Genomic DNA, 12,845 nt, shown 5'->3' on the forward strand with positions numbered 1-12,845 from the left:
TGACGGGAAGAACCTGCAGCAGAACTCGATGAGTGTCTGCTGCAGCGAAGGTCACTTGGCTTAAGCTGCCAGTGCCTCTACACGGCGTGCATGTGCAGCCCCTACGCGACAACCGTAGACACCCACTTCACCCTTCCAGCGCATCCAGGTCACAAATTCACCTGCCGCTTCAATTGCTTTCACCAGTGCAGATTTCTCATCCGCTTGAGCCTGATCAAAAGCACCCATTGCCTGCAGTTCAGCGGCAATACGGCGGTCGTCATTTGCGATGCCTGTGTAGACAGTGTTTTTCATAGATCAGCTCCAGATACATACCATTTTCTAAGACCTAAGTATTATATGGATCTGTTGTGCGTCGCACAAATAATTTGTTCAATAATTCACCAAAAAAACTGATCACGGACAAAAAAGCTGATCTGAGGTGTGTGACTTGAAGGCGCTGATATTCAATGAGTCGTGACGCCAACGCTCACGAGCGTACTCCAATGCTTCGCCTCAAGGTCATGAGCGACTGCGGCGCTCACTGAGTATCTGCGTCCATCTGTATATTGGAGTGGCCGGTTTCCCACACTTGTATGGCTTGTTTACGCTCGCAGCCCCAGCGGTAATTGCCGCTGTCGCCAGTCCCTTTAATAACCCTATGGCAGGGAATCAGAAAGCCAATGTTATTTTTTGCCACCGCGCTGCCTACCGCCCGCTGTGCATTGGGCATACCGAGTTGATGTGCCAGTTGCCCATAGGAGATGCGTTCTCCAGGCATGAGCTTCATTAACGCTTCCCAGACTTTGATCTGGAAATTGGTGCCGCGCAACACCAGATGCAATTTTCCTGGTTGCGGTGTGTAGGGAAAGATCTGGTTGGCATATTGAACCGCTGTGCCGCAATCTTCGCTGATATCCGCCGCCGGCCACTGGCTTTTCAGTTCGTGTAAACGCGTCGCTTCATCATCGGAACAAAATGCCAGGTAACAAATGCCACGCTCGGTCCAGCCGATGAGTGCATGACCAAATGGCGTCATCGCAAAACCATAACCGATGCGCATACCCTTGGCGCCATTTTTGATCTCACCGGGCGTCATCGCTTCGCAGGAAATCATCAAATCATGCAAGCGCCCAGGGCTGGAAAGACCACTATCCAGTGTCACACTGAGTAGGTCACCGGAGCGCTGTAAGGCTTGCCGGGCATACTCCTTCGTCAGGTATTGCAGGAAACGCTTAGGTGAGATGCCTGCCCAGCTACTAAAGACCCGTTGTAGGTGGGATTCGCTGCTATCCACCGCCGCTGCAATTTCGGCCAGTGTCGGCTGCTGACGGGCCTGACTGTGGATAAACTCAATGGCCCGTGCCACGGTGCTGTAGTGTTGCTCTGAGTTCATGAGGTGTCCTGACAGATCTGTTTCCGGGGATGATGTTACTACGCTCTAAGTGTGCGTCAGCCCGTAATCGATCTCCACCCGATTCTTGCATTGGAGCCTTTCATGTCGCATTTACTGTATGCCCTGATAAGGAGTGAAAAATATGGAGTTGATAAGAGTCTCTTTCAGACTGACCAAGGTGATTGGCCAGTCTGAAAGATGAGCTGTTACCCGAGTAGTAACTCTGGAAGGAAAAGTGAAACTTCAGGAATGTAAGTGGTAATGACCAATGTTGGCAGCCATGCAAATGTGATGAAAATAAGGGTTGGCTTTAACATTTCGCTCACCTTGGCGCCTGTCACTCGCGCTCCGAGATAGAGCAATGGCGCTGTCGGAGGTGTAATGTTTCCCATGCCTAAATTCACGCCTAATACAGCAGCGAACTGAATTGGGTCCATCCCCAGCTTCTGGGCTATAGGAAACAGCAATGGTGAAGCGAGTAGAACACCACTCACGTCGTCCATCAGCATACCGATCAGAATCATGACAAAGTTGATCATCACCAGGATGACAATTGGATTATCAGATACTGAGAAGATCAATTCTTCGGCTAATCCGGGAATGTCTTCAAAGACCAGAAGTCGGCTCACGATCATAACCATAAAGAACATGACCATCACTACACCGGTCGTTGTAGCCGTTTGTATCAAAGCCTCAGAGAAGTTCTTAACATTCAGCCCTTTATACACAAAGAAACCCAGAGGGATTGCATAGATTACAGCAATTCCTGCTGCCTCAGTCGGAGTCATAATGCCGCCATAGATACCTCCTAAAATAATGACGGGCATTAATAGGGCAGGCAATGCGAGGCGCGACTGTTTCGCAACCTCACCTGCGAAATTGTTGGTTGGTGGTAACGTCTTAATGTTCTTATGTTTGCGTAGCAAAACGGCGTTTACGATACAAAGTAACACCATCAAAATCAGGCCGGGCACTATCGTGGCCAAGAAGCACTTGAGCACGGACTGACGAGTCACCCATGCATAGATAATTTGGATGGAGCTTGGTGGGATCAGTAAACCCAGAGGAGCAGCACTGGTTAACAATGCGGCGGACAGACCTCTAGGGTAGTTCGCTTTTTCAAGCTGCGGCATCATGATGCTGCCAATACATGTCAGCGTTGCCGTTGCACTACCTGAAATAGCACCGAAAATGCCACTTGCACAGACGCCTGCGTAGGACAAACCGCCTTTGATACGACCAACAAATACCTCTGCCAGGTCGATTAAGGGTTTGGCGATTTTGCCTTTCTCCATAATCCCGCCGGCCATGATAAACAGCGGTATAGCAAGCAATACCAGAACGTTCATACGCCAGTGGCCGGAGGGCATGAAACCGGCTACATCATGATCACCAGTGACTCCGATGTAGATTAGGGCTGCGCCGAATGCGAATGGAACGGGCATCCCCATAACGAGGGCTATACATAAGATAGCGAGTGTAATAAGAATTAACATAGTGATACCTGCATCCTTAATTCGAGTTAGGGGGTATTTCTTCGTTAACCCATTCTTCGGAAGGACCGGATCTCAAACCGCTGTATAGGTGTAACAAGGTGTAGAACGCCATGAACATCAAGCCGATAAAAATACTGAGTCGTGGAACAATGAACGGGATCTGGAGGGCCGAAGTCCTCTGCCATTCGGGATAAGCAACCAATTCTTCTTGAATCATCAGAAAGGCCCAATAACACAGAATTGAGCAGATGATAAATTCAAGAGTAAGCGTCACGTTAACCAGGACCCATTTAGCTCGGGCTGTTTTTAATACGGTCAGCAGGAAATCAGCCTTAATGTGACTGTTTTCGTAGCTGCCGACAGCTCCTCCGATAAAGTACATCCAGAACGCGATGACCAAAATCCACTCTTCATAGGCGAAAAGGTCAGCTTCGAAGATGTAACGCATGACCACGACCAGACAGAACGTCAGGGCCATGATTAAGCTGCTTATGATCAGGATCAGACGTTTGATCCCTAACATGAATTGGACGAATCGGTCTAAATGACTGGGAAGATTTAAATGCATAGCTGAAAACCGCTGTGATCTAGGGAAGGAGGAAATGGCCCTTCAATGAAGGGCCATAACAGACTAAGCAGCTGGATCAGTTTTGGGACAGTTCAGCACGAACCTTGGCCATCAAATCCTTACCGATACGTTCTTCCATCAGAGGCCAGGTAGTATCACGCACTTCTTCCGCGATGTTGTTCAGGTCTCCTTCGGCAACAGGTAAGACTTCAACGCCAAACTTTTCAAGTTCGGCTAGGTACTTGGCGTCATTCTGACGACTCCAATCTACAAATTTAGCCGCTTCTTCCGCGAATACTTTCTTAATCAGGTCCCGTTGTTCCTGGTTAAGTTTTTTGTTCCAGCTTTTTTCACTCGCATAGTAGGACGTGCTTTCAACAAACGCGTTATAGGGTACGTAGTACTTAATTGCTTCTTTAAAGGTTGCGTACGTGGCTTCTGGAGTAGCGCCAATCATGCCATCAACGACTCGTTGCTGAATGGCGGCAAAAGCATCACCCCAATCGATGGTTGTCGTGTTGTAGCCCATAGTCTGGGTGGCGGATTGTGCAGCGGGAGAACTCCATACACGGATATTCATGCCTTTCTTTTCAGTGGTGTTGATGTTTTCCGGTTTCTTGGACGCCATTACACCGATAAAGCCTTCACCGGTGATCCCCAGAAGCTTTAGTCCCATACGGTCTAAGCGGTGTTCCATGGTGTCGAAATAAACTGAACCAGGTTTATAAGCTTTGGCCATCTGATCATAAGAGGTAAACAGATAGGGCAATGAAGACAGCTCTAGTACCGGATCTTTGTGGCTGTAAACATAAGCATGGACGATATCGATACTGCCACGAATGGCGTCACCTAATAGCTGCTCGCCTGAACCAAGTTGACTCGCAGGGAACACTTTCACCTTCAGTCCCACATCGGCTTGTTCTAAGCGATCCTTGATTTTGTCCAAGACCTGAGACGCGTATTGATCGGGTGCATGTGTTCCTGCAATACGGATTGTCGTGTCTGCGTATGCTGGGACAGAGGCAGCTAGAGATGTGGCCGTTACACCAGCTGCGAGGCTGATCGCTTTGATGAGCTTTTTCATTTTGTACACCTTTTATCATGTTTATATGTAGGTGCTGAACAAATCGCTGTATCGGGGGACATCCGAAGACAGTAACAACGACCAGTTCAAACATATTTAAGATACCGTGGCGAGAGAGGTGAAAAGTGCTCTATGACGGCAGGAAACAGCAGAAAAGGTTTTATATTTGTCTAAAAAGCTACAAAAATATCATCGTCGATGTGGTCGTCTTATAAAGATTTTTTAACCCGATGGTGACTCTTGCTTTTGTGTTTTGAGATAACCAGAAGGAGGCTGCTAGTAATGATTATTAGGGTGCCGATTGATTGATTTAACGAGAGCGGCTCGTGGAAAATTAACCAGCCGAATACGGCAACAAATACAGGTTCGATATAAAGCAGCGTATTGACCACAGATGTCTCTAAACGTTGAATAGCGCTAACGGCAAAAAATATGGCTAAGCAACCGGGGAAAAATCCGGTGAATATGAATCCAATCCACTGTTCGCTTGAAAAATTGCTGGAGAAGTCAGGAGTGAATGGAATGCATACAATCGCGCCTGATAATAGCTGATAAAAAATGCGTACGTTCTGTTCGTCAGCTGAGACAGGGTAACGGTTGATAATGACAAATAACGCATAGGATATTGCGGCCCCCAGTCCTAAGGTGATGCCGGTATCCAAGTGCAGGATTTTTCCAGAAGAAAAGTCCTGAATCATCAAGAAGCCAAGGAATGCAGTGGTGATCAGTGCTAATGTCTTTTGGTTTAAGCGCTCCTGAAAGATAAAATGTGCTGCTATTGTCGCTAGCAAAGGACCCATGTATACAAACATAATGGCTACTGTCATGCCCAGATAGCTCAGGCTCTTCATATAAAGGATAAATACAGCGGCTAGACATGCGCCGGCGATACACGAGGACAGTGGAAATCCATTTTTATGTCTTAGCGGTTGCCTGATTATGAATAGATATAGTGCAAAAAAAATAGCACCAATAAACATACGGAAGAAAATAAATATCTCTGCTGAAATTTCTATCCATTTAAATACGACAGCCGAGGTCGCCATGAGCACCCCTGACACAATAGTCATGAGGATTGCTGTTAGCGAACTTTTATAGAACATCTTAGTATTCTCAGGTGTGGATTCTGAGGATATTAATTGATAATGAAGATTTTTTATGCTGATTAGTAAGTTGTTTTGGGGCTTAGTGCTGTATGTCTGAAGATAAGAGCATTATATTTTGGCGATTGAGTTTAAAATTAGAGATTCATGAGAATATTTTTTCTAATGTAACTGAGCGGCTTTCAATCGGTGTTTTTATTACTATATAGCTAAAGTATTCTCGAACCATTTTTTCTTTCTCTAAAAGATGGTCAATAACTTCTTGGTAATGACTTATGCTTTTAACGACAAATTTTACGAGATAGTCATAACCACCACTGATAAGGTGGCATTCAACTACCTCTGGATACGTAGTAAGTGTTTTCTCAAATTCATGAAAATTGTGTCGGAAATGCTGGTTCAACGTAAATTCTGTAAATACAGTTACATAATCGCCTAGCTTTGCCAGATCAATTTGAGCGCCATAGCCGACCACATAATTTGCTTCTTCAAGCTTTTTTACGCGCTTTAAGCAAGGGCTGGGGGAGAGACCGACCTTGTCCGCTAGATTCACATTAGTGATTCGGCCGTTTTTTTGGAGCTCTGCTAGAATCCTGATATCAATACGATCCAGCTTATGATCTGAAGACATATCTCACCCCGTGTTTGTTATGAATTTTAATATAGAGGGTTTACGAGAGAGGATCAATCAAAGGAGTGGGGTGTAACTGGATTCACACCCCTTTGTTTTCAGTGCCTTAGCCTTCCAGCTCTTTCTGATGCGCTTTCACCAGATCAGCCATGCTGTTAAAGCGGAAGTCATAAGTGGGCATTTCACCTGGTGTCATCGTCGCACCAAATCCGTCTTGGTTATAACGGCGGTAGATGTGGCAGTTCGCCAGACCGTATTTGTTCGCGGGCTCGTGGTCATGGAACATACTTTCAGCCGTATGCAGAACCTCATGCCTTTCCACGCCCAGCGATTTCAGCTTTTCTAGCATGTAATCAAAGTTACGGTCTGCGGGCTTGTAGGAACCTACGTCTTCCGCTGTATAACGACCATCGAATTCGACCTGCAGTTTTGCCTGACTGTGCTGGAATGAATCGTTGTCGGTGTTGGTCAGTACGACCAGCTTGAAGTGCTTCTTCAGGTACTGCAATGCTCCAGGGGAATCAGGAAACGCAGGCCAGTCCTTTACTGATTGGCCGTAAGCTTCACACTCGTCCAGCGTTACTTCAACATTCCACTCTTCAGCCAGGCGGCGGTATACGATTGGCAGCAGATCTTGATAGCGTTTTGCAGGAGTATAAGCTTGTTGGAATGATTCATGACGAGCATGAGCCTCCAAAATTTCATCACGTGTGAGTATGCGGTCAACTTTATCAGTCAATGGCTTAAGTCCCGCGACCATGCCGCTTTCCCAATCGATCAGAGTGCCGTAAACATCAAATGTCAGCGCTTTGTAATCAGACAACTTCATTTCTTATCTCCTCAATATTCAGTACATTATTCAGCGTTTTTTCAAATCGTGCGATCAGAATGTCGATGTCTGATACAGTGCAGCATAGTGGTGGTGCAAAACCGATCACGTCGTCTGCAAAAGCACGGAAGATTAAGCCGTTTTTATAGCCTTCTTTGTACATTTTCGGGGATACCTGCAATGCCGCTGAAGGTTTGGTTTTGTTTGTTTTATCAACGACTAGTTCGATACCCGCAAGCATACCTGCCGTTCTTACTTCTCCAATAAGCGGGTGATCTGACAGACCTCGCAATTTTTGCTCGAAGTAGTTACCAACTTTTTGTCCGTTATCCAGCAGCCCCCCCGATTCGTACAGATCGAGTACGGCGAGTCCGATGGCTGCGCTTACAGGGTGACCGGAGTAGGTAAAACCATGGCCTACCGGTGTATTACCTGCACCATCTGCAATGACGTCATAGATATGATCACCCATCAGCAGAGCCCCCATAGGTGCATAACCTGATGTTAGGCCTTTTGCGACAGTCATCATGTCTGGCACTACACCTTCTGTTTCACAGGCGAACATGGGACCGGTACGGCCAAATCCGGTGATCACTTCGTCTGCCAGGAAAAGAATATCCAACTCTCTACACGTATCCCGCATCGCTTTCAGATAGCCGGTGGGAGGCACAATGACGCCACCCGATCCCTGTACCGGTTCACAGAAAAATGCGGCTACATGGTCCGGCCCGCCAAGCTGTTCTACTTTCGCTTTGAGGTCGGACACAGACTTATTGATGATTTCCTGATCGCTAAGTCCTTCACCGTTTCGGTACGGGTAGTGGGAAGGAATGTGATGCTGCCAAGCCAATGGAAGATCAAATTTCTGATGGAAAACAGGCAATGCTGTGAGGCCTGCTCCTGTGCTGCTGGAGCCGTGATAGCCTTTTTCTAACGCAATGATGTTTTTCTTATTCAGTTTGCCCAATGAATTGAAGTAGAAACGAATAAGGCGAATTGCACTGTCGACAGCATCGGAACCACCGAGCGTGAAATACACTTTGTTCAGGTTGCCGGGTGCTAAATCTGCCAGACGTTTTGCGAGCTGTATAGTCGGCTCTGATGCAAAGTGGAAATAACCGGTGGCATAGGGCAGCGTCTTCAGCTGTTCATGCGCTGCGTTAATAATGGACTCATGGCCATAGCCGGCATTTACACACCACAGGCCAGAAAAGCCGTCCAATAGTTCATGACCATCGATATCTTTAACATAGGCACCTTTTGCACTTTCCAGGATGAGCGCACCATGTTCCTCATGAACGTGGGGTGGCAATACCGGGTGAAACAGGTGCTGACGATCAAATGTCATTAATGCGTCTTTATTCATGTCCAACCTTTTTATATTCAGCTTTGTGGGCTGTGTTTTAGGGTTGTTCCTGAAGGCAAAAAACGAAGGGAGCATGCTCCCTTCAAAAGAGCTTCTCAGGTAAGCGTCTGAGAAAGTGCTTCGCCGTATGTAACCATTTGGAACAAGGTTTACTGATCAGTAGCAACGCTCATCAGTAAGCATAATGATTGCATGGCTCAAGGAGAGGGAGGTGCTGAAAGGCGGCCCCAAAAACTAGATTATGCTGAGTTCTGGGGGGCTTGCAGCATAGAATGTCAGAAGACTTGTACTCCATTATTCACTGCCAGATCGGGGGATAGCAGTATGGTGCCCCCGTCTTCATCTGGTACACCGAGAATGAGCATTTGGGACATGAAGCCGGCAATATTTCGTTCAGGTAGGTTAGTAATGCAGATCACTTGTTTACCTATAAGCTCCTCTTTGGCGTAACGGGTTATCTGAGCACTGGACCAGCGGACGTCTTCGTTGCCAAAATCGACTTTTACTTTGTAAGAGGGATTACGTGCCCTTTTAAAATCGTCAATTTCAACAATAGTGCCCGTCTGTAGCTTAAGGTTCGCAAAGTTTTCATAGTCGACAGTCGTCATTGTGTGTTCTCCAAAAATAAAAAAGCCACTGTCTGGCGGTGGCAAAGGGGAGGCTTTTGGCCTCCCAGAGCATTCAACTTTTACATTCCGCCCATGCAGAGGTATTTCATTTCGGTGAAGTCGTCTAAGCCATACTTTGAACCTTCACGCCCCAGGCCCGATTCTTTTACGCCACCAAAAGGAATAACATCTGCGGCGATCGAAGTTTCGTTGATACCCACCATGCCGTATTCCAGCTCCTCACTCACTTTCCAGATACGTGTGTAGTCCTTGGTGTAGATGTAAGATGCCAGTCCGTATTCGGTATCATTTGCCAGGGCGATGCCTTCTTCATCGGAAGAGAACTTGAAGATCGGAGCGACCGGTCCAAAAATTTCTTCGCTAAACACGCGTGCTTTAGGCGAAACATTGGTCAATATCGTTGGAGGATAGAAGCTTCCTTTCAATGTATCGTCCAGTTGATGTGTGATGATAGCTGTTGCCCCCTGATCACATGCATCTTCCATCAGCGCATTAACATCATTGACCGCTTTTTCGTTAATGAGCGGGCCGATTTCGACACCGTCTTCAACCCCGTTACCTTGTTTCAGCGCTTTAACCTTAGCGGTGAAGATATCCACGAACTCATCGTAAACGTTCTCGTGAACAATGATTCGATTTGCACAAGTGCAGGTTTGACCACAGTTGCGGAACTTTGCAAACAGGGCACCATTTGCGGCTTGTTCAAGGTCAGCGTCTTCAAACACAAGAACAGGCGCATTTCCTCCGAGTTCCATCGACACTTTTTTCACAGTTTGCGCTGCCTGAGTTAGCAGAATTTTGCCGACAGGAGTGGAGCCTGTGAACGTGACCTTCTTCACTAAAGGGTTGGTTGTTAGTTCAAGCCCTACTTCTCTGCTGTTTGTGCTCGTAATGACATTAATGACACCGTCAGGAATACCCGCCTGACGTGCAAGCTCTGCTAAGGCCAAAGCTGAAAGCGGTGTTTCTGCCGCAGGTTTGATAACGATAGTGCAACCTGCTGCCAGGGCTGGAGATGCTTTCCGGGTAATCATTGCGGTTGGAAAGTTCCACGGTGTAATGGCACTGACAACCCCTACGGGTTGTTTAATCGTTAGTAGGCGGCGGTCATCCGATACGGTGGGCAGCACGTCGCCATAACTACGTTTAGCTTCTTCTGCAAACCATTCAATATAGGACGCACCGTAGGCAATTTCCCCGCGAGACTCTAACAGCGCTTTACCTTGTTCCGCGGTTAGAATCTGAGCCAGGTCTTCCTGATTTTCCATGACCAGTTCGTACCACTTACGTAACAGGCTCGCGCGATGTTTGGCAGTCGTTTTGCGCCATTTCACAAATGCATTGTTTGAGCGCTCGATGGCATGTTGTGCTTCGTTGGCGCTTAAATCTGCACACGAGGCGATCTTCTCGCCCGTTGCGGGGTTGTAGACATCGAAAGTTTTTCCGTTGTCTGCATCAACCCATTCTCCATCAACAAACGCCTGGGTTTTCAGTAGGTTTTTTTGCATGATCTCAATCATGATTCACATCCTCGTATCGATGCAGCGATGGTTTCACCAAGCTGAGCCGTGGTTGCTTTTCCGCCCATATCTGGTGTCAGGTTCTCACTGTTTTTTAGCGTCTCTTCAATAGCCCGCATGATGGAATCGTGTGCTTCTGGATAACCCAGATGTTCAAGCATCATTGCACCGGACCAAATCATTCCGATAGGGTTGGCAATCCCCTGACCTGCGATATCCGGTGCAGAGCCATGTACAGGTTCAAACATTGACGGGAAATCACCCGTCGGGTTGATATTGGCGGACGGCGCGATTGCAATCGTGCCTGTAATGCCGGGGCCCAAATCCGAGAGAATATCTCCGAACAGGTTTGAACCGACAACCACATCATACGTTTCGGGTTTATTGACGAAGTTAGCAGTCAGAATATCGATATGATATTTATCTACCTTTACCTGTGGATAGTGAGTTGCCATCTCTTCAACACACTCGTCCCAGAAAGGCATTGAGTGGATAATGCCATTGGACTTGGTGGCTGATGCTAATTGTTGTCGCGGGCGTTTATGGGCTAGATCAAATGCGTATTTCAGCACACGGTTAACACCGCGCTTTGTGAAAACAGACTGCTGTACAACGACTTCATGATCAGAGCCGCTGTAGATGCGGCCGCCAATATCTGAGTATTCACCTTCGCAGTTTTCGCGGACAACGTAGAAATCAATGTCGCCAGGTTTTTTGTTCGCGAGTGGGCAAGAAACACCCTCAAATAAACGTACTGGACGTAAGTTGATGTATTGCTCGAACTCTCTGCGAATAGGAATCAGGAGGCCCCACAGAGAGATATGGTCCGGTACGGTTGGGAAACCGACAGCGCCAAGATACACCGCGTCGAATTTAGACAGCTGCTCGATCCCGTCTTCTGGCATCATGCGACCGGTTTTTAACCACGTTTCGCAGGACCAATCGAACCATTCCCAGCTGATATCGATATCAAACTTTCGGCAGGCGGCCTCCACTGCCCGGATACCCTCTGGCATCACTTCTGTACCAATACCATCACCTGGGATCACTGCGATATTTAAGTTCACTGGAGCACCTCTTTGTTATTAAAAGTTTTGAACAGAGGTACATGGTAGAGCTGCAGCGCAGAGCTATTGGTTCAAATTGGAGGGGAAAATGATTGGAAAATGCCGAATTCAGGCGGAATAGGGGTATAAAGTGGCAGGTGCGTGTGTGAGTCCCAGTTCGAGTTGATTTTGGTGAGGAAGGAATAACCTCGATCTGGGGTAGATCTCTAACGTAGAGAACGTGGTGAGGTTATGAGCGACTTACATATTGGGAAGGTTGGCCAAGGCGAATGACTATCGTAGCGGGGTGGATAATCCCGCTACGTGGTATCCAGGAATGTTGGTCAATTAACCGGTGCTTTTATTCATCCGTTCGATGTAACGGGACAACAGTGCCATCTTCTCTGGATCGTTATCCACGAAAAGTACATCGACGTTTAAGAATGCGGTATCAACTTTAGGTTCGTGGGCTTCAACTGCGCGCACGAAACCGTTTAGCTGCACAGTGCTGCCATCAGCCTGTTCGATATCGACAACCGTTGCCTCTAGCATGGCTGGAATCACATCTTCCCGTTTTACGGCAACACGCACCTGTTGTAGGGTCAGATCTTTCACCGCACAGCGGTGGACTCCACCGCCCAAACGCAGTTGGGCAAGACCTTTTGGTTTTTTTGGGGCGGGCTTTTGGGTTTTCTGTTCGGCGGCCAGCATTTCGGCGGCACGGCGGCGGGCGACAGAACTGGTCTCTCCGCCTTTTGCCAGCCAGGTTTTGATCTTATCGATAAGGTGGGACGGTTCAAAGGGTTTGCCAATGTAATCGTTAACCCCGGACTGCACCGCTTGTAACACATAATCACGTTCGCCGCGGCTGGTGACCATCAGGAACGGGACTTTCTGATAGTTGGGTTGCTGGCGTGCCCACTGTAAAACTTCGAGACCTGATAGCCCCGGCATCTCCCAGTCACACAATATGATGTCGAACTGGTGTTGCATCATCATCTTGCGGCCAGCTTCTCCGTCCTCAGCGGCTTTAACCTCTGAATTTGGGAAACCACTGCTTACAATTTTGGAAACCAGATCGCGAATAAAGCGCGCGTCGTCAACAATCAGAACTTTCAGACCAGTCATGCGTTTTCTCTGTCTTTCAAAGGCACTCATTTTTAGCTCAAACCAGCTTAGCACGCTGAACGAGTGTTTC

13 protein-coding genes are annotated in these 12,845 nt (G+C 47.5%); all 13 read right to left on the minus strand.

Going from position 1 to position 12,845, the window contains the following annotated elements:
* Window positions 1-60: 60 nt before the first annotated feature.
* Complete coding sequence (locus IOQ59_RS12390) at window positions 61-294, minus strand: hypothetical protein (RefSeq protein ID WP_193953697.1); 234 nt, start codon at window positions 292-294, stop codon at window positions 61-63.
* Between the two features lie 226 nt (window positions 295-520).
* The gene (locus IOQ59_RS12395) at window positions 521-1,375 is read right to left on the minus strand and encodes a methylated-DNA--[protein]-cysteine S-methyltransferase (RefSeq protein WP_193953698.1); all 855 of its coding nucleotides are present in this window, start codon (window positions 1,373-1,375) and stop codon (window positions 521-523) included.
* A gap of 206 nt (window positions 1,376-1,581) precedes the next feature.
* On the minus strand, window positions 1,582-2,871 hold the full coding sequence (locus IOQ59_RS12400; RefSeq protein WP_193953699.1) for a TRAP transporter large permease: 1,290 nt from the start codon (window positions 2,869-2,871) through the stop codon (window positions 1,582-1,584).
* Between the two features lie 16 nt (window positions 2,872-2,887).
* The gene (locus IOQ59_RS12405) at window positions 2,888-3,349 is read right to left on the minus strand and encodes a TRAP transporter small permease (RefSeq protein ID WP_193953700.1); all 462 of its coding nucleotides are present in this window, start codon (window positions 3,347-3,349) and stop codon (window positions 2,888-2,890) included.
* Between the two features lie 166 nt (window positions 3,350-3,515).
* Window positions 3,516-4,523, minus strand: a complete 1,008-nt coding sequence (dctP, locus tag IOQ59_RS12410) for a TRAP transporter substrate-binding protein DctP (protein ID WP_193953701.1) — start codon at window positions 4,521-4,523, stop codon at window positions 3,516-3,518.
* 209 nt (window positions 4,524-4,732) lie between these two features.
* The gene (locus IOQ59_RS12415) at window positions 4,733-5,626 is read right to left on the minus strand and encodes a DMT family transporter (protein WP_193953702.1); all 894 of its coding nucleotides are present in this window, start codon (window positions 5,624-5,626) and stop codon (window positions 4,733-4,735) included.
* Window positions 5,627-5,771: 145 nt separating this feature from the next.
* Window positions 5,772-6,257 (minus strand): Lrp/AsnC family transcriptional regulator, encoded by a 486-nt coding sequence (locus tag IOQ59_RS12420; protein ID WP_193953703.1) that lies wholly within the window; start codon window positions 6,255-6,257, stop codon window positions 5,772-5,774.
* Window positions 6,258-6,363: 106 nt separating this feature from the next.
* Window positions 6,364-7,086, minus strand: a complete 723-nt coding sequence (locus IOQ59_RS12425; RefSeq protein ID WP_193953704.1) for a haloacid dehalogenase type II — start codon at window positions 7,084-7,086, stop codon at window positions 6,364-6,366.
* Entirely contained in the window at window positions 7,073-8,452 is a 1,380-nt protein-coding gene (locus IOQ59_RS12430) for an aminotransferase class III-fold pyridoxal phosphate-dependent enzyme (protein ID WP_193953705.1), read from the minus strand. The genes IOQ59_RS12425 and IOQ59_RS12430 overlap by 14 nt, the downstream gene beginning before the upstream one ends.
* A gap of 275 nt (window positions 8,453-8,727) precedes the next feature.
* Window positions 8,728-9,060 carry a tRNA-binding protein gene (locus IOQ59_RS12435; RefSeq protein ID WP_193953706.1) on the minus strand — a complete coding sequence of 111 codons (333 nt, stop codon included), beginning with the start codon at window positions 9,058-9,060 and terminating at the stop codon, window positions 8,728-8,730.
* Window positions 9,061-9,140: 80 nt separating this feature from the next.
* Complete coding sequence (locus IOQ59_RS12440; protein ID WP_193953707.1) at window positions 9,141-10,601, minus strand: NAD-dependent succinate-semialdehyde dehydrogenase; 1,461 nt, start codon at window positions 10,599-10,601, stop codon at window positions 9,141-9,143.
* Window positions 10,598-11,668, minus strand: a complete 1,071-nt coding sequence (locus IOQ59_RS12445; RefSeq protein WP_371871864.1) for a tartrate dehydrogenase — start codon at window positions 11,666-11,668, stop codon at window positions 10,598-10,600. Before IOQ59_RS12445 ends, IOQ59_RS12440 begins: the two co-directional genes overlap by 4 nt.
* A 327-nt stretch (window positions 11,669-11,995) precedes the next feature.
* Window positions 11,996-12,775, minus strand: a complete 780-nt coding sequence (locus IOQ59_RS12450) for a response regulator (RefSeq protein ID WP_193953708.1) — start codon at window positions 12,773-12,775, stop codon at window positions 11,996-11,998.
* Window positions 12,776-12,845 lie beyond the last annotated feature (70 nt).

Origin of the sequence: Pontibacterium sinense (assembly GCF_015209595.1) — a bacterium.
Lineage (GTDB): Bacteria > Pseudomonadota > Gammaproteobacteria > Pseudomonadales > Balneatricaceae > Pontibacterium > Pontibacterium sinense.

Bases quoted from the DNA above. Each gene is read 5' to 3' on its own strand.
- dctP (WP_193953701.1), bottom strand. From the start codon at position 4,523: ATGAAAAAGCTCATCAAAGCGATCAGCCTCGCAGCTGGTGTAACGGCC.
- IOQ59_RS12425 (WP_193953704.1), bottom strand. From the start codon at position 7,086: ATGAAGTTGTCTGATTACAAAGCGCTGACATTTGATGTTTACGGCACT.
- IOQ59_RS12440 (WP_193953707.1), bottom strand. From the start codon at position 10,601: ATGATTGAGATCATGCAAAAAAACCTACTGAAAACCCAGGCGTTTGTT.
- IOQ59_RS12400 (WP_193953699.1), bottom strand. From the start codon at position 2,871: ATGTTAATTCTTATTACACTCGCTATCTTATGTATAGCCCTCGTTATG.
- IOQ59_RS12390 (WP_193953697.1), bottom strand. From the start codon at position 294: ATGAAAAACACTGTCTACACAGGCATCGCAAATGACGACCGCCGTATT.
- IOQ59_RS12430 (WP_193953705.1), bottom strand. From the start codon at position 8,452: ATGAATAAAGACGCATTAATGACATTTGATCGTCAGCACCTGTTTCAC.
- IOQ59_RS12405 (WP_193953700.1), bottom strand. From the start codon at position 3,349: ATGGCCCTGACGTTCTGTCTGGTCGTGGTCATGCGTTACATCTTCGAA.
- IOQ59_RS12415 (WP_193953702.1), bottom strand. From the start codon at position 5,626: ATGTTCTATAAAAGTTCGCTAACAGCAATCCTCATGACTATTGTGTCA.
- IOQ59_RS12450 (WP_193953708.1), bottom strand. From the start codon at position 12,775: ATGACTGGTCTGAAAGTTCTGATTGTTGACGACGCGCGCTTTATTCGC.
- IOQ59_RS12395 (WP_193953698.1), bottom strand. From the start codon at position 1,375: ATGAACTCAGAGCAACACTACAGCACCGTGGCACGGGCCATTGAGTTT.
- IOQ59_RS12435 (WP_193953706.1), bottom strand. From the start codon at position 9,060: ATGACGACTGTCGACTATGAAAACTTTGCGAACCTTAAGCTACAGACG.
- IOQ59_RS12420 (WP_193953703.1), bottom strand. From the start codon at position 6,257: ATGTCTTCAGATCATAAGCTGGATCGTATTGATATCAGGATTCTAGCA.